Here is a 20,952-nt window from a genome sequence, read left to right as displayed (position 1 = left end):
GATTCACCGCAACCGAGTGGCAGCCGCCACGATCCCAGCCGCATCAATGTTATGCAAGGCGCGCGTCGGTTCGCGGGCGCCGGCGGCGGCGTATTCACCATCGCCAATGCCCAGGCGGATCAAGGGAATGCCCAATGCAGCTTCGGCCAGCACTTCGGCGACCAGGCTGCCGACGCCGCCGTTGATATTGTGTTCTTCCACACTGATCACCGCACGCGTGCCGCGCAAGGCGCTGAGCAGTACATCGCGCTGCAAGGGCCGGATCGACGACAGGTTGATCACCTGCGCCTGGATGCCCTGTTCCGCCAGCAATGCGGCCGCATCCACCGCTTCATGCACCACCGAGCCCAAGGCCACGATGCTCACATCCGCGCCTTGGCGCAGGATATCCACCTGCCCAGGCACGAATTGGTAGTCGCCCTCGTGCACATCCGGCAGGGCCTTACCATCGAGCCGGATATACACCGGGCCGTGATAGCGCAGCGCGTAATCGACGATCTGACGGCATTCACGCGCATCCGCCGGGGCGAAAATCTGCACATTGCCAAAGCCGCGCATCACCGAGATATCGTCGAGGCTGTGGTGGGTGCTGGCCAGCGGGCCGTAACTGGTGCCGGCATTGAGGCCGAACATCTTGACGTTGGCCTGGTTGTAGCAGACGTCGACCTTGATCTGCTCATTGGCGCGGGAAATCAGGAATGGCGCCGCATTGCAGGTGGCGGCGATCTTGCCGCCCAGGGCCAGGCCCGCAGCGACGCTGACCAGGGACTGTTCGGCAATGCCGACGTTAATCAGACGCTCGGGAAAGCGCTGGGCAAACGGACCGATCTTGGCCGTAGAGGTGGAGTCACTGACCACCGGCACCACGTCCAGCCCGGCATCGACGGCGGCGATAAACGCGTCCACCATGACACTCGCCAAATGTTCACTCGCCATGGTTCAACTCCTCCAGTGCCGCGTTGATTTCATCACCCTTGGGCACGCGGTGGTGCCATTCGGGACGGGCTTCGATAAACGACACGCCCTTGCCTTTGATGGTGTGGGCGATCAGTACCTGGGGCGCGCCGGTTTTGGTCTGCATGGTTTCCAGGGCCTCGATCAATTGGCCCACATCGTTACCGTCGCACTCGCTGACGCTGAAGCCGAAGGCGGCCCATTTCACGTCCAGCGGGTCCAGCGGCATGATCTCGGCGGTCAACCCCGCCAGTTGCAACTTGTTCTTGTCGACAATCACAAACAGGTTATCCAGGCCGTACTTGGCCGCCGCCATCGCCGCTTCCCAGTTGGAGCCTTCGGCCAGCTCACCGTCGCCGGTCAGCACATAGATGCGTTTTTTGCTGCCGGACATTTTCGCCGCCAACGCCAGGCCCACGGCCACCGGCAGACCATGCCCAAGCGCGCCGGTATTGAGTTCGATGCCGGGGGTTTTCTGCCGTACCGGGTGGCCGGGCAAGTGGGAATTGAAGTGCTGGTAGGTCGGCAGCCACTCAGTGGGGATGTAGCCTGCCTGCGCCAGGCAGCAGTACAAACCGCCCACGCCATGGCCTTTGCTCTGGATATAGATATCCCGCTCCGGGTCTTCGGTACGTTCCGGGCCGGTGTTGAGGATGCGGAAATACAGGGTGGCCAGGATGTCGGTCTCCGACAAGTCAGCCCCGGTGTGACCGCCGGCCGGTGAGTCGGCATTCAGGCGGATCACATGGCGACGGATCAGGCGGGCCTGTTCCTTGATCTGGTGGGCGTCGTACTGGAAGGCATTCATGCAGCGGCTCCTTTGAGGCTGACCACGCGGGGTGAAAGTGTCCAAAGCTGTTTTGAATATTTATTCAGCAGTGACAATATATTTCTATTTAGACGCCGAACGCTCAGCAGGTCAAGTGAGCGACCGGCGAAAAAATGAAATAAACCCCGGAAACAGCCCTCGGACAAACGGCCAAAATCCCACGCGGGCTTATCTATCCCGTGGCTTTGTGGCGTGTGAAAGTGCCAGCCTAGAGGCACACATGAAAAATTAAGCGCTTGACTTTGACACGGTGTCACTGGAATCTGAATTAACAGTCAGGCACGCATAAATATTCAAGACGCCTGAAAGCACTCCAAAAAAAATAAATCAGGAGAACACTGTGGACGCCAAAGCTATTGTCCAGCATCCGGCCGAACTCAAGCCGCCACCCCGCCCACGTCTGGTGAAACTGCTGCCCAGCAACATCGGCGGCCCGCTGATCGGCCTGGTGCTGTTGGTGCTGGTCTTCTCCTTCAGCTCTGAATTCTTCTTTTCGTTGCGCAATGGCCTGAACATCCTCGATCAGGTCACCGTACTGGGCATCCTGGCGATTGGCATGACGGCGGTGATCGTGATCGGCGGCATCGACCTGTCGGTCGGCTCGGTGCTGGCCTTTTCAATGATGATGCTCGGCTGGCTGTATCAGGATCAGGCCGTGCCGCTGGGCTTCGCGATTCCTATCTCGATTGCCAGCGGCATGCTCGCCGGGTTGGTGTCCGGTGGGTTGATCACCTACGCCAAGCTGCCGCCCTTTATTGCCACGCTCACCATGATGTCGGTAGCCCGTGGCCTGGCAAATATCCTCACCGAAGGCCGGCAGATCGTCGGCTACCCGGACTGGTTCACCAGCCTGGCCACGGTGCGCCACTTTGGTTTCCTCTCGGCCACCGTGGGGCTGTTCCTGGTGATGCTGGTGGTGGCCTGGGTGTTCCTGCGCTTTCGTGCCGGTGGCCGCAACCTCTACGCCATGGGCGGCAGCCCGGAAGTCGCGCGGCTGTCGGGCATCAAGGTGCGTGCGATTACCTTGTGGGTGTACGCCATCAGCGGTGCCCTCGCCGGTATCGCCGCCGTGACCCTCGCCGCACGCCTTGATTCTTCGCAACCGAGTGCCGGGCTGAGCCTGGAACTGGACGCCATCGCCGCCGTGGTGATTGGCGGCGCCAGCCTCAGTGGCGGCGTCGGCAGCATCGGCGGCACCCTCGTCGGCGTGTTGATCATTGGTGTGCTGCGCAATGGCCTCAACCTGCTGGGTGTTTCGCCCTTCATTCAACAAGTGGTGATCGGTGTGGTCATTGCCCTCGCCGTCACCATCGACACCCTGCGACGCCGCTCCAGCACTGCCCGTTAAACCTGTTCGACAGTTGACACCCTCCAACAATAAAACCAGGAGTCACCGACATGTTCAGCCCCAAGAAACTGCTGTTAGCCACCGCTCTCGCCGCCGCCACCCTCACTGCCGCCGGCACCACCTGGGCCAAGGACCTGACCATCGGCCTGGCCGTGGCCAACCTGCAGGCCGACTTCTTCAACCAGATCAAGCAATCGGTGGAAGCCCAGGGCAAGGCCAAGGGGATCAAGGTGATCACCGTGGATGCCCAGGGCAACTCTTCGACCCAGGTCAGCCAGATTGAAGACTTGATCACCCGCCAGATCGATGTGCTGATCTACATCCCGGCTGGCGCCACTGCGGCCGGTGTGCCGGTGAAAGCCGCCAAGGCTGCCGGCATCCCGGTCATCGCTGTCGACCGCAACGCCCCCGACGCACCCGGCGACACCTTTATCGCCAGCGACAGCGTGGACGGGGCCAAGACCCTGGCCGAATACGTGGGCAAGATCACCGACGGCAAGGGCCGTATCGCGATCCTGCAAGGCCAGCTCGGCACCACCCCCGAGAATGATCGCGCCAAAGGTTTTGAAGAAGGGTTGAAAGCCTTCCCGAACCTGAAGGTGGTGGCCCAGCAACCCGCCGAATGGGCCCAGGACAAAGGCTTCGCCGTGGCCCAGGACCTGCTCCAGCGTGACCCGAATATCACCGTGTTCTTCGGCCGCGCCGATGCCATGGCCTTGGGCGCCGCCCAGGCGGTGAAGGTCGGCAACCTCGATCACCCGGTGGTGGTGGTCGGTTTCGACGGTGACGTGGCCGGGCTCAAGGCCGTGCAAAGCGGTGTGCTGAACGCGACCATGACCCAGCAGACGCAGAAAATGGGGCGCCTGGCCGTGGCCTCGGCCATTGACCTGAAAGCCGGCAAGGCCGTGCCCAAGGAACAACTGCTGCCCACCGTGCTGACCACTAAAGAAAACGTCGCGCCGTTCCTGCAACAGCACCCGTAAGCCGTGGAGGTCGTCATGCAAGCCGCTCTGGATACCCGTGCAACTGAACCCGATGCCGTGCTATGCCTGCGCAATATCAGCAAGGCCTATGGCCCGGTGCAGGTGCTGTCGCAGATCAATGTGGACATTCGCCCCGGCGAAGTCCTGGCGTTGCTCGGCGAAAACGGCGCGGGCAAGTCGACCTTGTCGTCGATCATCGCCGGGCTCGTGCAACCCGAAGCCGGGGGCAGCATGACCTGGCTCGGCGAGCCCTACACCCCAGCCTCGCCGGGTGCCGCACTGGGGGCCGGGATCGGCCTGATCCACCAGGAAATCCGTCTGTTGCCGCAATTGTCGATCGCCGAAAACATCTTCGTCGGCCGCCTGCCCATGCGCTACGGGCGGGTCGACCGCGAGTACATGGAGGCCCAGGCGCAGATCCAATTGGAGCGCCTGGGGCTCAAGGTGCCGGCATCGCGTAAGGTCGAGGGCCTGAGCGTGGCGGCCCAGCAACTGGTGGAAATCGCCAAGGCACTGACACTCAAGGCCAGCCTGCTGATCCTCGATGAGCCCACCGCGGCCTTGGGCGGGGACGAAACCGAGCTGCTGTTCAAGCAGGTGGAACGGCTTAAGGCCGAGGGTGTGTCATTCATCTATATCAGCCATCGCCTGGAAGAAATCGCGCGCATCGCCGACCGTGTGCTGGTGCTGCGCGACGGTCGCCAGATCGCCCTGCATGCCACGGCGCAAGTGCCGGTGCGGGAATTGGTGGAGCAGATGGTCGGGCGCAGCCTGGAGCGAATTTTCCCTGCGTTGCAGGCGCCGCAAGAGCGCGTGATGTTGCAGGTCAAGGATCTGACCTGCCGCGAGTTTGCCTTGCACGGCATCGACTTCAGCGTACGCGCCGGTGAAGTGTTCGGCATTGCCGGGGTGGTCGGCGCCGGGCGGACCGAGCTGGTGCGCACCCTTGCCGGTGCGGCACAGGACATCCAAGGGCATACGGTGCTCGATGGCGAGACATGCCAGTTGCGCTCGCCCTTCGAGGCGATCCAGGCCGGTGTGGTGCTGGTACCGGAAGACCGCAAGCAGCAAGGCGTGGTCGTGGAGCATCGCATCGAAGACAACCTGATTTATGGCAACACCGATTTGCTCGACAAACGCGGCTGGGTGTTCCCTACCCCGCTGCGCGAATTCGCGCGCACGGCGGTGGCGCGGTTGGGTGTGAAAGGTGCGCCGCAGTCGCGGATTTCCAGTCTGTCCGGCGGTAACCAGCAGAAGGTGATCATCGCCAAGTGGCTGGCGCGCAACCCCAAGGTGTTCATCCTCGATGAACCGACGCGCGGGATTGACGTGGGCGCGCGGGCAGCGATCTACGAAGTGATCGCCGACCTGGCAGCCAAGGGCATGGCGGTGATTGTGGTCAGTTCGGACCTGGATGAAGTGCTCGGGCTGTCACACCGCGTGATGGTGATGAGCCGGGGCCGGCAGATGGGGATTCTGGAGCGTGGCGAGGCCACCCCGGTGTCGGTAATGGAAATGGCCACCGCCTAGGAACCCGGCCCTCACAAACAATGGAGATCCAATGTGGGAGAGGGCTTGCCCCCGATGAGGGAGTGTCAGTAGATGCATCTGTAACTGAACCACTGCCATCGGGGGCAAGCCCCCTCCCACAGGGATCTACTGTGATTTCAAAATTGGAGTTATCCATGCAGCTTTTCAGTCGTGGCTTTTGGCGAATGGGGACTCTGGAGCGCGGCGAGGCCACCCCGGTTTCGGTAATGGAAATGGCCACCGCATAACCAAACACCTGCACAGATCCCACAGGGGATCTACTGTGATTTCAAAATTGGAGTTATCCATGCAGCTTTTCAGTCGTGACTTTTGGCGAATGGGGACTCTGGAGCGCGGCGAGGCCACCCCGGTTTCGGTAATGGAAATGGCCACCGCATAACCAAACACCTGCACAGATCCCAATGTGGGAGGGGGCTTGCCCCCGATGAGGGAGTGTCAGTAGATGCATCTGTAACTGAACCACTGCTATCGGGGGCAAGCCCCCTCCCACAGGGGTTCCACTGTGATTTCAAGATTGGAGTAGTTCATGCAGCTTTTTAGTCTTCAAGACCAAGTGGCCTTTGTCACCGGTGCCGGCAGCGGCATAGGCCAAGCTATCGCCGTCGGGCTCGCCGAAGCGGGCGCGGATGTAGCCTGCTTTGATCTTCCGGGCAGCCCCGGCATCGCCAGCACCGTAGAACGCATCCAGGCCCTGGGCCGTCGCGCCTTGGCCCTCAGCGGTACCGTCACCGAGCGCGCCGCCCTGGATGCAGCCGTCGCGCAAACCGAACAAGAACTCGGCCCACTCAGTGTCGCCGTCAACTGCGCCGGCATCGCCAACGCCCAGGCCGCCGAGGACCTGGAACTGCAACGCTGGCAAACCACCCTGGACATCAACCTCACCGGCATCTTCCTCAGTTGCCAGGCCCAGGCCGCGGTGATGTTGCCACGGGGCAAAGGCGCGATCGTCAATATCGCCTCCATGTCCGGCAGCATCGTCAATCGTGGCCTGTTGCAAGCCCACTACAACACCTCCAAGGCCGGGGTGATCCACCTGAGCAAAAGCCTGGCGATGGAGTGGGCAGACAAGGGCCTGCGGGTCAATTGCATCAGCCCGGGCTACACCGCCACGCCGATGAACTCACGCCCGGAAGTCGCCGACCAGGTGAAGATCTTTGAACAGACCACGCCCATGGGCCGCATGGCCAGCGTGGACGAAATGGTCGGCCCGGCGATCTTCCTGGTCAGCCAGGCGTCGTCTTTCTGCACCGGTGTCGACCTGTTGGTCGATGGCGGCTTTGTCTGCTGGTAAGGAGCCCCTCATGTCGCAACGATTCAGCGGTAAAACTGTGGTGATCACCGGCGCCTGCCGTGGTATCGGCGCCGGCATTGCCGAGCGCTTCGCCCAGGAGGGCGCCAACCTGGTGCTGGCCTCCAACGACCTCGAGCGCGTGACCTTCACCGCCGACCAACTGGCCCAGGAATACCAGGTCGATGTCCTCGCGCTGGGCATCGACGTCACCCGTGAAGACGATATCGAAAAGCTCTACCGCGAAGGCCACGCACGCTTTGGCAGCATCGACGTGTCGGTACAGAACGCCGGCATCATCACCATCGATCACTACGACAAAATGCCCCGTGCCGACTTCGACAAGGTCCTGCAAGTCAACACCACCGGCGTGTGGCTGGGCTGCCGGGAAGCGGCCAAGTACATGGTCAAGCAAGGCAGCGGCCGGCTGATCAACACCTCGTCCGGCCAGGGCCGCCAGGGGTTTATCTACACCCCGCACTACGCCGCGAGCAAAATGGGCGTGATCGGCATCACCCAGAGCCTGGCGCTGGAGTTGGCGCGGCATAACATCACGGTCAACGCGTTCTGCCCCGGTATCATCGAAAGCGAGATGTGGGACTACAACGACCGCGTCTGGGGCGAGATCCTCAGCACCGATGACAAGCGCTATGGCAAGGGTGAACTGATGGCCGAATGGGTCAAGAACATCCCCCTGCGCCGAGCCGGCAAACCCTCGGACGTGGCGGGATTGGTGGCATTCCTGGCCTCCGATGACGCGGCCTACCTGACCGGCCAGGCAATCAATATCGACGGCGGCCTGATCATGTCGTAAGGGTTTGGTATCCTCACCCGCATTGATTTCACCACCGAGGCCTTCATGAGCCAGATCGAAGAACAGCGCCTGATCACCAAGATCGCGAGCCTCTATTACGAAGAAGGGCTCAAGCAGTCCGAGATTTCCGCACAGCTGGACCTGTCCCAATCCTTTATCAGCCGCGCCCTGCGCCGGGCGCTGCAAGAAGGCGTGGTCAAGATCACGGTCATGCGCCTGCAAGGCCTGCACCTGGAGCTGGAAACCCAATTGCAGCGCCGTTATGGCGTGCGCCGGGTGATCGTGGTGGAAGCCACCGAACCGGGCAACGATGAAAGCATCAAGCAGGCCATCGGCTCGGCCGCCGCTCATTACCTGGAGACCAGCCTGTCACCCCAGGACCATATCGGTATTTCGTCGTGGAGCAGCACCATTCGCGCCATGGTCGGCCATTTGCATGCACAACCGGGCAAGCAAGGCGCCCAGGAAGTGGTACAACTGTTGGGCGGCGTCGGCAACAAAGGCGCCTTCGAAGCCACCCTGCTGACCCAACGCCTGGCCACCCTGCTCAACTGCCCGGCGTTTTTGCTGCCGTCACAGAGCATCGAGCAATCGGTGGAAAGCAAGCAGCGCATCATCGAAATGGAAGAGGTCAAGGAGGTGCTGCAACGCTTTGACAGCATCACCCTGGCGATTGTCGGCATCGGCGACCTGGAACCCTCGCAGCTGCTGCGCAACAGCGGCAACTACTACACCGAAGACATGCTGCGCCTGCTCGCCGAACGCGGTGCCGTCGGCGATATCTGCTTGCGCTACTTCGATGCCCAGGGCAAGCCGGTGCTGGAAGAAGATGAAGAATTCGTGGTGTCGGTAGCGCTGCCCAAGCTGCGCTCGATCCACCGCGTGCTCGGCCTCGCCGGCGGGTTGAACAAGGTCCAGGCGATTCGTGGGGCGCTCAAGGGCGGCTACCTCGACATCCTGATCACCGACCTCGACACCGCCCTGGCGCTGAACCACTAACCCTCATTCTGGAGACTGCCGCTCATGACGTCCAAGCTCGAACAACTCAAGCAATTCACCACCGTGGTCTGTGACACCGGCGACCTGGAAGCCATCAGCCGCCTGCGCCCGGTCGACGCCACCACCAACCCTTCCCTGCTGCTCAAGGCCGCCGCCATCCCGGAATATGCCGAGCTGCTGCGCAGCGCCGTGGCCCATGCCAAGGGTGACGTGGGCCTGGCCTGCGACCACTTTGCAGTGGCGGTGGGTGCCGGCATTCTCAAGGTGATCCCCGGGCGCATCTCCACCGAAGTCGACGCACGCCTGTCCTTCGACGAAGACGCATTGTGGGCCAAGGCCAACCAGTTGATCGCCCTGTACGACCAGGCCGGTATCGGCCGCGACCGCGTGCTGATCAAACTGGCCTCCACCTGGGAAGGCATCCGCACCGCCGAGCGCCTGGAAAAAGCCGGGATCCAGACCAACCTGACCCTGTTGTTCTCCTTCGCCCAGGCCGTGGCCTGCGCCGATGCCGGCGTGTTCCTGATCTCACCATTCGTGGGCCGTATCTACGACTGGTACCGCAAGAACACCGGCCTGGACTACACCGGCGTTGATGATCCGGGCGTGCAGTCGGTGACGCGCATCTACAACTACTACAAGACCAATGAAATCAAGACCGTGGTGATGGGCGCCAGCTTCCGCACCCTCAGCCAGATCGAACAACTGGCTGGCTGCGACCGCCTGACCATCAGCCCGGACCTGCTGCAAAAGCTCGACGAAGACCAGGGCACCCTGGAACGCAAGCTGGTGCCAGGCACCGACGGCGAACCGCGCCAGCGGCTGACGCAGGCGCAATTTCGCTGGGCGTCGAATGAAGATGCAATGGCCACGGAAAAACTCGCGGAAGGTATCCGCCAGTTTGCCCGTGACCAGGAAAAGCTGGAGACCTTGCTCGGCGGGCTCTAAGCCCGCCCGGTCAGGGTGAAACCGCCTGCGCCGCGATGTTTTCGAATGGCATCGGTACCGACTTGATTGCGCCATCCAGGTTACGGTACCGGTGATACACACCGGCTGACGGCAACAGCCGACCGCGTTCAACCACACGGCGACCGTCCAGCACGTAACGCACCGTCTGCTCCCCTGCATCCACCCCCTCGCCCGCGCGCAGGTCTTGTGCAAGCACGCGCATGGTCTCGTCAATGCAGGCTTCGAGTTGCTCATTCACCTTGGCCCACTCCAGGTGGCCATCGTCGATGCATTGCGCACCACAGCTGCGAAACGGCTGCCCGACCACGTCAATGCGCCGTTGATACAGCACCGACCCGGCGATGTCCTGGACCTGTACCCGGTTGACCAGGGTAAAGCTGCCCCGGTCCGCGCTCAGCACCAGCCGCGGTTCGACCAGCACCAGCGCGCTGACCGGCCCCTGTGCCGCAGGCAGGCCAGCCGCCTGGCCGGTCTGTTGATAGCGTCGGGAAAAGGCCGCTTCCAGGTTTTGCTCGCCGAGCAGCGTCGTCATCGGGCGTGCATCGTGTTCCGCACTATTGCGCGCATCGCGTTCGAGCACACCCGCGCCTGTCTGGGTATTAATGGCGCTGGCGATCAACAACCCCACCACGCCCCCGGCATTCACCGCGCTGCGGGTGACATTGTCACTGACTTGAGCGGCGTCCGCCGCGCGCTTGCTATCAATCACCATCGACGCGGTGACAAGGCCCTGCGCCGGCCACCGCACTTCGACCTTGGCGCCGTGGGCATTGATATAAGACAGCGCGGACGGCGTATTGAAGCCCGGTTCAGGCAGCGGATGCTGGGCGCACGCCCCCAGCATCAGGCCGCTGACAATGAGCAAGGCACTGCCCAGGACCTTCATTGGGCGAACGGAGTGATGACCAGTTGACGGCTGCTGTCCACGGCCTGGTAGTAGGCGTTCGACAAGTTGCTGAAGTTGGGTTGGTCCCACTCACCCTGCGCCGGCTGAGTCACGGCAAACGGCTTGTACCAGAGCAGGTGATTGTCACGCAGGTCGACCACCAGGCCGATACCGCCCACTTGCGGGGTCGGCACGCTGGTAGGCACCACGCTGTAGTAGGTGCGGTATGCGCCACTGGCGGTGTAGGAGATCAACAGCAGGCGATCCACGCCGTACTTGGCTTGCAATGGCGTCAGGTCACGGCCGAAGAAGCCTTCGCGGAATTTGGTTTCCTTGAACTTGGCGAGGTCGATCGACTCGTCCACGCGCTTGGCCTTGTAACCCTTGGCCACCAGCTTGGCGACGATTTCATCGGGAATACTTGCGGCGTCCTGCAGCTTCCAGGTACTGACGTGGGTGCTGAGTTTACTGTTGACACCCTTGTTGATCGCCAGGTCCAACAGCCCCTGATTGCCACCGAGCACCAGCTCCGAGGGCGGCAAGGCAGTCATGGCCACGCCAATGGTCTGGCTCTTGTCGTTCCAGAACTGGGTGTCGAGTTCAACCGGCTTTTGGATATTGGCTGCGCAACCAAACAGGCCGGAGCAGATGAAAAACAGGGCGATACAGTTTCGGAACATGCGAAATGCCACGGGAAAAGTCCTTTTAAAGAGTGGATTGCCAGCAGTGTCTGACGAACAAATGCCATCACCATGCCATCATTGGCTGGGGATATTAAAAGCAGGAAAAAATGGCGTCAACTTAATAACAGTGTGGGTGTTCGAAGGCGACCAATGGTCGCCCGCGGCGATCAAGCCGGCGTCTGCGCTACACCCTGCCCAAAGCGCCTGATTGCCAGGCAATACCCGATCAACGCCACCGCTGCCAGCAACCCGCCCGCCGCGCCGATCCAGGCGAAGCCGAAGTGGCTGCCGACCCAACTGCCCATCAGCGCGCCACCGCCAATACCAATGTTGTAGATACCGGAAAACATCGCCATGGCCACATCGGTGGCGTCCGGTGCCAACACCAGCACTTTCGACTGCATGGCCAGGCCGAAGCCCATGATCGCCATGCCCCAGAACACACTCAGGCCCACCAGGTACGACTGCGCACCACTCAATGGCAGCAACAGCGCCAGGCACGCCGCGAGCAGGAACACCGCACCGATCACGAACAGATGGGGGTTGAAGCGGTGTACCAGGCTGAACAGCAGCGAACCGAGGATGCCCGCACCACCGAACACCAGCAGGAACAGGGTGACCACATTGCCGCTCAGGCCCGCGACGCCTTCAACGAAAGGTTCGATGTAGCTGTAGGCGGTGAATTGCGCAGTCACGGTCATGGCAGTGAGCACGTACAGCGCCACCAGCGCCGGGCGCTTGAACAGCAGTGGCAGGCTGCGCAACGAGCCGGAGTTCTGGCTGGGCAACAGCGGCAAGGTGCGCGCCAGCCAGAACACCAGGGCGGCGGCGAAGGCGGCGATCACCAGGAACGTGGTGCGCCAACCCATGGCTTCACCGAGCAGGCGGCCCAGGGGAATGCCGAGGACCATCGCCAGGGACGTGCCGGTGGCCAGCAGTCCGAGGGCTTGCACCTGCTTGCCGGCGGGCGCCAGGCGCACGGCGAGGGAAGCGGTGATCGACCAGAACAGCGCATGGGACAAGGCAATGCCAATACGGCTGACCATCAACAGGCCGAAGCCGGTGGCCACGCTGGAGAGGATATGGCTGGCGATGAACAGGCAAAACAACACGATCAGCAACTTGCGCCGCTCGATATTGCGGGTCAGCAGCATCACCGGCAGTGACGTCACCGACACCACCCAAGCGTAGATGGTGAGCATCAGGCCAACGCTGGCAATCGGCATGTCGAAGCTGGCGCCGATGGCGCTGAGCAGCCCAACGGGGACGAATTCGGTGGTATTGAACACAAAGGCGGCCAGCGCCAGGGCGATGACCGGTTGCCAATTGGCTTGGGGGGTTGCGGCTGAAAGGCTCATTGAACGGTGCGGCACTCTGGCGATGATCGAGCGGCCACCCAGGAGGAGCGCCGCCGCCCAGCATTCTATAGGTTTCTCGGGCGGCTGTTGACGCTGATCCCAGGCATTCGTCGTCCGATCCCTCATGACGAGGCCAGGGCCATCACGTCAGCGAGCGGCGCCATCGGCTTGCCGAGCTTGCCCCTCCACGGGTAACGCGGGTGGTAATAACGCCCGGCGTGACAGGCCGCCTGGGCGTCGGCCAGCGATGCAGCGCGGTGCCCATTGAAGCGGGTGCCACGGCTGGCGGGGAACGCCCCGTCGCGTCAATCACCGCAGCACTGCGCGCATTTGTCGCACACCCTGTGCCCGCCCAGCGCGCCCTGAACTCAAGCGGCCCTTGACCGACAACCTGAGCCGCCCTACAGCCGGGAAAGATTCCCCACCCACGACCCCATGTTGATGCATATGCCGACACGGCTGACCGAGCGGCTATTCTCGTCGGCGCCTGGACATGGGATCACGGATCCACCTGCCCCATCATTTCCGGGATGCTTTCCGGCCGGTTGGCATAGCGCTGCGCCAATGCCGCACAGACCATCAACTGAATCTGATGGAACAGCATCAACGGCAGGATCAGCACCCCCATGGTCGCCCCGGCGAACAGCACCTGGGCCATCGGCACGCCCGTCGCCAGGCTCTTTTTCGAGCCGCAGAACAAGATGGTGATGCGGTCTTCCTGGTTAAAGCCGAACGCCTTGCCCAACACGGTGGACGCCAACAGCACCAGGCCCAGCAACACGCAGCAGGCCACCACCAGGCCGCCCAGTTCCCACAGCGGGATCTGGTGCCAGATACCTTCGTTGACCGCCTCGCTGAACGCCCCGTACACCACCAGCAGGATCGAGCCCTGGTCGACGAACTTCAGCCAAGCCTTGTTACGCCCCACCCATGCGCCGATCCAGCGCCGAGCGATCTGCCCGGCGATAAACGGCAGCAGCAGTTGCACACTGATCTTCAAGATCGCATCGAGCGTAGAGCCGCCTTCACCGTGGACATTCATCAACAGGGTCACCAGCAACGGCGTGAGGAAGATGCCGAACAGGCTCGACGCCGCCGCGCTGCAAATCGCCGCCGGGATATTGCCGCGGGCCAGGGAGGTGAAGGCAATCGCCGATTGCACGGTGGCCGGCAGCGCACAGAGGTAAAGCATGCCCATGTACAGGTCTTTGCCAATCAACGGCGACAACACCGGCTTGAGCGCCAGGCCCAGCAGTGGGAACAGCACGAAAGTCAGGCTGAATACCAGCAAGTGCAAGCGCCAGTGGCCCGCCCCGGCGACGATGGCCTGGCGCGACAGTTTGGCGCCATGCAGGAAAAACAGCAGCGCGATCGCCAGGTTGGTCACCCAGCCGAAGGCCACGGCGGTCTGGCCACTGGCGGGTAGCAGGGAGGCGAGGATCACCGTGGCGATCAGCGTCAATGTGAAGTTGTCAGGCAGAAAACGGGGGCGAGTCATAAGCAGGATCTTCCGGGGGTTGCCAAGAGCGTCACCGCGACTCTAACGTAACGCCTTGTTACCGACTAACGCCAATGAGCCAGTAAATGCCGCCTAAAGGACATGACAAAACCGTGCGCCGCAGCGTGCCCGGGCTTTCCAGCCTGCCACGGCCGGTGTATGGGCGTACCGAATCGCTGCCCAATCGCGCCCTCACCCGTCGGCACAGCCACCCGTGGGTGCAATTGTCCTACGCGATTTCCGGGGTGCTGGAGATCCAGACCAGCGCCGGCCGTTTCGTCGCGCCGCCTCAGCGCGCGGTGTGGATTCCGGCGGGCATGCCGCACCGGGTGTACAGCTCGCCCCACACCGAGATGCGCAGCCTCTACTTGGATTGCCGGGTCACCGCCTGGGCCGCCGAACGTTGCCAGGTGCTGGAGGTGAGCAGCCTGTTGCGTGAGCTGATTCGCAGCTTCAGCGCGTTGCCGGTGGAGTACGCCGAGGACGGCCCCGATGGTCGCCTGGCCCACGTGATACTGGATCAATTGGCGGCGGCGCCCCAAGTGGATTTGATGCTGCCATTGCCCCTCGACCCCAGGTTGCGCCAGATCTATCGCAGTTTGAACCTGCACCCGGAACAGCAGACGACATTGGGCGATTGGAGCGGGAAGCTGGGGGTCAGTGAAAAGACACTGAGCCGCTTGTTCGTGCGTGACACCGGCCTGACGTTTCGGGCCTGGCGCCAGCGTTTAAGGTTATTGAGCGCCCTGCCCGCCTTGGAGCAAGGCGAGCGGGTCACAGATGTGGCGTTGAGCTGTGGCTATGAGTCCACCTCGGCGTTTATCAACGCGTTTCGGCAGCAGTTCGATGCCACCCCCGGTGAATTCTTCCGCTGACACTAATGTGGGAGGGGGCTTGCCCCCGATGGCAGTGGAACAGTCAGCTTATCTGTAGCTGACCCACCGCTATCGGGGCAAGCCCTAATGCCGTTCAGTTAAGCGTACATCGCCTTCTGTAGGAGCGAGCTTGCTCGCGAAAAACGTCAACGATAACGCGTGTTTCCTGAGTGAACGCGGCGCCTGTGAGTTCTTCGCGAGCAAGCTCGCTCCTACAAAAAAGCCTTAACTGAACGGCATTAGGGCAAGCCCCCTCCCACAATGTTGACCGTACGTCCAATGGGGATCGACGTTCAGCTGCCGTTGCCGCCGTGGGCCTCTTCGAAGAAGTAGTCTTTCCAGCTCGCCGCCTTGTTTTTCAGCACGCCGAGCTCATGCAATTTCTCGGCATAAATATAGGTCCGCTGCGGCACGATGGTGAAGTCGATTTCCGGGTCCTGGACGATTTTCTCCACCAGGTCCAACGGCAGCTTGGATTGCTCGACGCGAATATACGCCTTGGCCGCCGCCGGTTTGTCAGCCTTGATGATCGTCTCCGCCTCCGCCAGGGCGTCATAGAACGCCTTGTAGGTCTTGGGGTTCTCGTCGTGGAATTTCTGCGTGGTGTAGAGCACGTTGAAGGTGGCCGGACCGCCAAGGATGTCGTAGGAACTGAGCACCTTGTGTACGTTGGGGTTCAACAGTTCCTGGTACTGGAACGGCGGGCTGGAGAAGTGCGAATTGATCTCCGAACCGCCGGCAATCAGCGCCGCCGTGGCGTCGGGATGGGCCAGGCTGATGGAGATGTCATCGAATTTCTTGTAGTGGGCGTCGCCGAACTGCTTGGCGGTTTCGATCTGCAAGGTGCGCGACTGGAAGCCCACGCCGGCGGCGGGCACGGCGATGCGGTCTTTCTCGGTGAAGTCCTTGAGGGTCTTGACCTTGGGGTTGTTGGACAGCAGGTAGTTGGGCATCGAACCAAGGGAGGCGATGGCCTTGACGTTCTGTTTGCCCTGGGTGCGGTCCCATAGGGTGAGCATCGGCGGCACACCGGCCGACACCACGTCCAGCGCGCCGGCCAGCAGCGATTCGTTCATGGCCGTAGCGCCGGAAATGCTGTTCCATTCCACCTGGATATCCAGGCCCTGTGCCTTGCCGTGTTTTTCGATCAGGTGCTGGTCGCGCACTACATCAAGGATCAGGTAACCGATGCCGAACTGCTGGGCGATACTGATCTTGCCTTCGGCCTGGGCGCCGGGGCTGAGTAACGCACCGGCGGCGGCCAGGGATGCGGCCAGGAGGGTCAGGGAGGAACGTTTGAAAGTCATGGAGGGCTGCCGCGTTTTCGAGGAGGTGATGAAGCCTAGCGGCGGTTTTTAAGAGCGCAAAAGAATATCGCGATCTATTGTTATGCAAATCATCCCCAAATCGGCGCCCGGCTGCTATTGTGCCGCGCTTTGAAAAGCCGCCTGATACCTGCGAGGAAATGGACGTTGAACACTGACGAAAAAATGACCGGGGACCTGTTCGAGGTGGATAAGCGCCTGTCACTCAAGCCCGTGGTGGACTTCAACGCCTACCTGCGCAGCGCATTTGGCGATGGTCCGTGCACCTGCGTACGGTGTGCGGCCAGTGGCGGCGATGAAAGCAGCTATGAACAGCAACACACGTTCACCTTCGACGCCAAGCCGACCCACCGTCGCTTTGCGTCCACGGCCGGCAGTGATGTGCTGTTGATGCTCAAGAAAGCCTGGTTGTCCTACACCAAGGCCGAGCTGCCGTTGAGTGGGGTGCTGGCAGTGGAGACGGTGAAGGAGTTTGTCGAACCGCCACTGCACAGGCGTTTGGTCCCGTTGTTCCTGGCCAGTGGCTTGGTCAAGGACCTGGAAGGTGAATGGCGCCTCCAGCCACAGGCGATGGCCTGATCCCGAGGCCCCGAACCACCGACCCAAGGGGGCGCCCCACCTGAGTCCATTGCAGTATGACAGGCGCGGAGGTTGACGCAGGCCAAAGGACGCGCCGAATGTGTCCAAGCCATGGCTCCCTCGCCACAACGACAGTGCTCGCTATTCAACCCCAAGGAATACCGATGTCCACACCCAGTAAAAAGATGAGCCTGCTGGGCCTGACCGCCCTGGTCGCGATCAATATGATGGGCTCGGGCATCATCATGTTGCCGGCCAGCATGGCGCAATTGGGGGCCATTTCGTTGCTGTCGTGGGGTGTCACGGCGGTCGGTTCGATGGCAATTGCCTACGGCTTTGCCCAATGCGGGCTTTTTTGTAAGCGCAGCGGCGGCATGTCGGCCTACACCGAAGAGGCCCACGGCAAGTCCGGGTTCTTCATGTGTTCGTTCCTGTATTTTCTCTCGCTGATCATCGCCAATGTGGCGATTGCGATTTCAGCGGTGGGTTATCTGTCAGCGTTTATCCCCTGGCTGGGCAGTGGGCCGATGCCGTTGTTTATCGGCAGCCTGGCATTGATCTGGCTGACCACCGCGGCCAACTTCGGCGGCCCACGCATCACCGGGCGCATCGGCGTGGTGACGGTGTGGGGCGTGATCCTTCCGGTGGCGGGGCTGTGCGTGATCGGCTGGTTCTATTTCCGGGCCGAGGTGTTCACCGCGGCATGGAACCCGCACGGACGCTACCTGTGGGACGCCGTCAGCGCGAGTATTCCCCTGACCCTGTGGGCCTTCCTCGGCATGGAGTCGGCCGCCCAAGGCTATGACGCGGTCGAGAACCCCGAGCGCACCGTACCGCTGGCGTGCCTGCTGGGCACGCTGGGGGTGGCGGTGGTGTATGTGCTGTCGACGTCGGTGATCCAGGGCATCGTCCCCAACGCTGAGCTGGCGGCCTCCTCCGCGCCGTTTGCGCTGGTCTATGCGCAGATGTTCAGCCCCTGGGTGGGCAAGCTGATCATGGCGCTGGCGGTGGTGGCTTGCATCGGTTCGCTGCTGGGTTGGCAATTCACCCTGGCACAGACGGCCAAGATGTCGGCGGACCAACGCCTGTTTCCACGCTTTTTCAGCCGGGTCACCCAGGCCAATGCGCCGGTGCTGGGGCTGCTGGCCTGTGCGACGTTGCAAAGCCTGATCGCCTTGTCGACCATCTCGCCCAGCGCCAGTGCGCAGTTCAGCAAGCTGGTGAACCTGGCGGTGGTGACCAACCTGGTGCCCTATGTGACCGCCCTCAGCGGCTTGCTGGTGATGATGCACAAGGCGCGCGCCAGTGCGACGGTACAGGCGCGGAACACGCTGGTGGTCGTAGTAGCCGTGGGGTATTCGCTGTATGCGATTTACGCATGCGGGGAAGCGCCGGTGTTTGGCGCGATGCTGGTGTTGGCGCTGGGGTATCTGTTGTATGGGTTTCTGGCCAAGCGGTTTGTTGGGGAACCAGCAGATTCACCCGAGGCCTGACGATCCCCTGTGGGAGATGTCGAGCTTTAGCGAGGCTTCGAAGGCGGTGGTGTTGTTGGCAGGTGTGTTGGCTGACACTCCGCCATCGGGGGCAAGCCCCCTCCCACATTCTTACCGAGTACACCAGCCACAACACCGGTCGGCTCCAAGGCAGCAAAAGACGGAGCAAAAGCAGGCCGAGGTCTACGTGACCTGTGGAGATATCTGACCTGTGGAGATCCAATTGTGGGAGGGGGCTTGCCCCCGATGGCGCTAGGTCAGTTAACAACTAAGTGACTGACACTCCCTCATCGGGGGCAAGCCCCCTCCCACATTTGATCGCTGGTGGCAGGTAGAGAGCAGCCCGGCTGTAGATCTCACGGATATCGCCAATCCCCTGTGGGAGATGTCGAGCTTTAGCGAGGCTTCGAAGGCGGTGGTGCTGTTGGCAGGTGTGTTGGCTGACACGCCGCCATCGGGGGCTTGCCCCCTCCCACATTTTTACCGAGTACACCAGCCACAACACCGGTCGGTTCCAGGGCCGCAAAAGCCAGAACAAAACCAGACCGAAATTTACCGGATATATGCAGATCCAATTGTGGGAGGGGCGGTGCGACAATTCGACTTGCCCCCGATGGCGCCGGGTCAGTTAACCAATAGGTGACTGACACGCCCTCATCGAGGGCAAGCCCCCTTCCACCGTTTTTACCGCGTGTTCCGGAATGATTATTTACGCGCGGCCTCCCATTGCTTGAGCAGGTCGCCGTAGGCCACGGTCTCGCCTTTAGGCTTCTCGTTGGCCAGTTTCGGTTTCGGCGCGCCCGGCTGGTCGAACCAGTATTGCGCGTCACGCTCAGGGTTCATTTTCGGCCCGCACACCGGCTGCACTTTGGAGCGTTCCAGGCGCGTCATGATCGCGTCTTGCTCCTTGGCCAGGTTATCCAGCGCCTGTTGCGGGGTTTTCTCGCCGCTGGCGGCGGCGGCGATGTTGCTCCACCACAGTTGCGCCAGGCGTGGGTAATCCGGCACGTTGGTGCCGGTCGGGGTCCATTCCACCCGGGCCGGGCTGCGGTAGAACTCAACCAGGCCACCGAGTTTCGGCGCCAGGTCGGTCATGGCCTGGGAGTTGATGTCGGATTCCCGAATCGGCGTCAGGCCGACGATGGTTTTCTTCAGCGACACGGTTTTCGAGGTCACGAACTGAGCATAGAGCCAGGCCGCGAGTTTCTGCTTCTCAGGCGTCGACTTGAGGAAGGTCCAGGAGCCCACGTCCTGATAGCCCTTCTTCATGCCCTTTTCCCAATACGGCCCGACCGGCGATGGCGCCATGCGCCATTTCGGCGTGCCGTCGGCGTTCACTACCGGCAGGCCCGGCTTGGTCATGTCGGCGGTAAACGCGGTGTACCAGAAGATCTGCTGGGCGATATTGCCCTGGGACGGCACCGGGCCGGACTCGGAGAAGGTCATGCCCGCCGCTTCCGGGGGGGCGTAGGCTTTCATCCAGTCCACGTATTTCTGCGTGGCAAACACGGCGGCCGGGCCGTTGGTATCGCCGCCACGGGTCACGCTGGAGCCCACCGGGTGGCAGTCCTCCACGCGAATGCCCCACTCATCCACCGGCAAGCCGTTGGGCAGGCCCTTGTCGCCGCCGCCGGCCATGGAGAACCAGGCATCGGTGAAGCGCCAGCCCAGGGACGGATCCTTCTTGCCATAGTCCATATGGCCATAGATGCGCTTGCCGTCGATTTCCTTGACGTCTTCGCTGAAGAACTTGGCGATGTCTTCATAGGCGGACCAGTTCACCGGCACGCCGAGGTCATAACCGTACTTCTCCTTGAACTTGGCTTTGAGTTCCGGACGCTCGAACCAGTCGGCGCGGAACCAATAGAGGTTGGCGAATTGCTGGTCGGGCAACTGGTAGATCTTGCCGTCCGGCGCAGTGGTGAAGGAGATGCCGATAAAGTCTTTGATATCCAGGGTCGGCGAGGTGAAGGCCTTGCCTTCGTTGGCCATCAGGTCGGTGATCGATTCGGTCTTGCCATAGCGAAAGTGCGTACCGATCAAGTCCGAGTCGTTGACCCAGCCGTCATAGATATTCTTGTCGGACTGCATCTGGGTTTGCAGCTTTTCCACCACGTCGCCTTCCTGCAGCAGGTCGTGGGTCAGCTTGATCCCGGTGATTTCACTGAAGGCCTTGGCCAGCACCTTGGACTCGTACTCATGGGTGGTGAGGGTTTCCGACACCACGTTGATCTTCATCCCACGGAACGGTTCCGAAGCCTTGATGAACCACTTGAGTTCCTCAAGCTGCTGGTCGGCCGTGAGGGTCGAGGGTTTGAACTCGCTGCCGATCCATTTTTTCGCCGCGTCTTCGTACGCATCGGCCCAGGCCGTGGCGCTCAAACCGCTGAGGGCCAGTACGGCGGCCAATGAAATGCTATGTCGCAGCTTATTGTTTTTATTCAACATAGAGACCTCCTGGTTAATTTCAAAAAGGACTACAAACGCCACAGCCCCTCTGTAGGAGCGAGCTTGCTCGCG

At 61.8% G+C, this 20,952-nt stretch carries 18 protein-coding genes; 10 read left to right on the top strand and 8 right to left on the bottom strand.

Going from position 1 to position 20,952, the window contains the following annotated elements; genetic code table 11:
• Positions 1–3: 3 nt before the first annotated feature.
• Both P2T68_RS14975 and P2T68_RS14970 read right to left on the bottom strand, forming a co-directional pair.
• Positions 4–936 (bottom strand): transketolase C-terminal domain-containing protein, encoded by a 933-nt coding sequence (locus tag P2T68_RS14975; RefSeq protein ID WP_069076472.1) that lies wholly within the window; start codon positions 934–936, stop codon positions 4–6.
• Entirely contained in the window at positions 926–1,762 is an 837-nt protein-coding gene (locus P2T68_RS14970) for a transketolase (RefSeq protein WP_024076074.1), read from the bottom strand. The genes P2T68_RS14975 and P2T68_RS14970 overlap by 11 nt, the downstream gene beginning before the upstream one ends.
• 361 nt (positions 1,763–2,123) lie before the next feature.
• Between P2T68_RS14970 and P2T68_RS14965 the strand changes: the two genes are divergently transcribed.
• From P2T68_RS14965 to tal, 7 genes are all read left to right on the top strand, one after another.
• The gene (locus P2T68_RS14965; protein ID WP_024076075.1) at positions 2,124–3,131 is read left to right on the top strand and encodes an ABC transporter permease; all 1,008 of its coding nucleotides are present in this window, start codon (positions 2,124–2,126) and stop codon (positions 3,129–3,131) included.
• 50 nt (positions 3,132–3,181) lie between these two features.
• Positions 3,182–4,114 carry a sugar ABC transporter substrate-binding protein gene (locus P2T68_RS14960; RefSeq protein WP_277379518.1) on the top strand — a complete coding sequence of 311 codons (933 nt, stop codon included), beginning with the start codon at positions 3,182–3,184 and terminating at the stop codon, positions 4,112–4,114.
• 15 nt (positions 4,115–4,129) lie between these two features.
• Positions 4,130–5,644 (top strand): sugar ABC transporter ATP-binding protein, encoded by a 1,515-nt coding sequence (locus P2T68_RS14955; RefSeq protein WP_277379517.1) that lies wholly within the window; start codon positions 4,130–4,132, stop codon positions 5,642–5,644.
• A 547-nt stretch (positions 5,645–6,191) separates the two neighbouring features.
• Positions 6,192–6,956 (top strand): SDR family oxidoreductase, encoded by a 765-nt coding sequence (locus tag P2T68_RS14950; protein WP_277379516.1) that lies wholly within the window; start codon positions 6,192–6,194, stop codon positions 6,954–6,956.
• 10 nt (positions 6,957–6,966) lie between these two features.
• Positions 6,967–7,767: an SDR family oxidoreductase gene (locus P2T68_RS14945; RefSeq protein WP_193689495.1), complete on the top strand. Its 801-nt coding sequence runs from the start codon at positions 6,967–6,969 to the stop codon at positions 7,765–7,767.
• A 45-nt stretch (positions 7,768–7,812) separates the two neighbouring features.
• Positions 7,813–8,766: a sugar-binding transcriptional regulator gene (locus P2T68_RS14940; protein WP_102625120.1), complete on the top strand. Its 954-nt coding sequence runs from the start codon at positions 7,813–7,815 to the stop codon at positions 8,764–8,766.
• A gap of 24 nt (positions 8,767–8,790) precedes the next feature.
• Positions 8,791–9,714 (top strand): transaldolase, encoded by a 924-nt coding sequence (gene tal, locus P2T68_RS14935; protein ID WP_024076082.1) that lies wholly within the window; start codon positions 8,791–8,793, stop codon positions 9,712–9,714.
• 10 nt (positions 9,715–9,724) lie between these two features.
• Here the strand turns inward: tal and P2T68_RS14930 are convergent, their stop codons facing one another.
• From P2T68_RS14930 to P2T68_RS14915, 4 genes are all read right to left on the bottom strand, one after another.
• Positions 9,725–10,621 (bottom strand): hypothetical protein, encoded by an 897-nt coding sequence (locus P2T68_RS14930; protein ID WP_069076477.1) that lies wholly within the window; start codon positions 10,619–10,621, stop codon positions 9,725–9,727.
• Positions 10,618–11,301, bottom strand: coding sequence for a hypothetical protein (locus P2T68_RS14925; RefSeq protein WP_277379515.1), 684 nt, complete (start codon positions 11,299–11,301; stop codon positions 10,618–10,620). Before P2T68_RS14925 ends, P2T68_RS14930 begins: the two co-directional genes overlap by 4 nt.
• 170 nt (positions 11,302–11,471) lie before the next feature.
• Positions 11,472–12,662: a sugar transporter gene (locus P2T68_RS14920; RefSeq protein WP_150054566.1), complete on the bottom strand. Its 1,191-nt coding sequence runs from the start codon at positions 12,660–12,662 to the stop codon at positions 11,472–11,474.
• Between the two features lie 499 nt (positions 12,663–13,161).
• On the bottom strand, positions 13,162–14,160 hold the full coding sequence (locus P2T68_RS14915; protein WP_069076479.1) for a bile acid:sodium symporter family protein: 999 nt from the start codon (positions 14,158–14,160) through the stop codon (positions 13,162–13,164).
• 86 nt (positions 14,161–14,246) lie between these two features.
• Here P2T68_RS14915 and P2T68_RS14910 point away from each other — a divergent pair, with 86 nt between their 5' ends.
• Positions 14,247–15,035 (top strand): helix-turn-helix transcriptional regulator, encoded by a 789-nt coding sequence (locus P2T68_RS14910; RefSeq protein ID WP_069076480.1) that lies wholly within the window; start codon positions 14,247–14,249, stop codon positions 15,033–15,035.
• Positions 15,036–15,328: 293 nt separating this feature from the next.
• Here the strand turns inward: P2T68_RS14910 and P2T68_RS14905 are convergent, their stop codons facing one another.
• Positions 15,329–16,342: an ABC transporter substrate-binding protein gene (locus P2T68_RS14905; protein WP_024076088.1), complete on the bottom strand. Its 1,014-nt coding sequence runs from the start codon at positions 16,340–16,342 to the stop codon at positions 15,329–15,331.
• A gap of 165 nt (positions 16,343–16,507) precedes the next feature.
• Here P2T68_RS14905 and P2T68_RS14900 point away from each other — a divergent pair, with 165 nt between their 5' ends.
• Together P2T68_RS14900 and potE are read left to right on the top strand one after the other, a co-directional pair.
• On the top strand, positions 16,508–16,939 hold the full coding sequence (locus tag P2T68_RS14900) for a hypothetical protein (RefSeq protein ID WP_024076089.1): 432 nt from the start codon (positions 16,508–16,510) through the stop codon (positions 16,937–16,939).
• A 164-nt stretch (positions 16,940–17,103) separates the two neighbouring features.
• The gene (gene potE / locus P2T68_RS14895) at positions 17,104–18,432 is read left to right on the top strand and encodes a putrescine-ornithine antiporter (protein WP_024076090.1); all 1,329 of its coding nucleotides are present in this window, start codon (positions 17,104–17,106) and stop codon (positions 18,430–18,432) included.
• A 705-nt stretch (positions 18,433–19,137) separates the two neighbouring features.
• Here the strand turns inward: potE and P2T68_RS14890 are convergent.
• Positions 19,138–20,880 (bottom strand): ABC transporter substrate-binding protein, encoded by a 1,743-nt coding sequence (locus tag P2T68_RS14890; protein ID WP_024076091.1) that lies wholly within the window; start codon positions 20,878–20,880, stop codon positions 19,138–19,140.
• Positions 20,881–20,952: the final 72 nt, after the last annotated feature.

This window comes from Pseudomonas sp. G11 (genome assembly GCF_029457515.1).
Lineage (GTDB): Bacteria > Pseudomonadota > Gammaproteobacteria > Pseudomonadales > Pseudomonadaceae > Aquipseudomonas > Aquipseudomonas gorinensis.
This window is presented reverse-complemented; position numbering and strand designations above follow the sequence as displayed.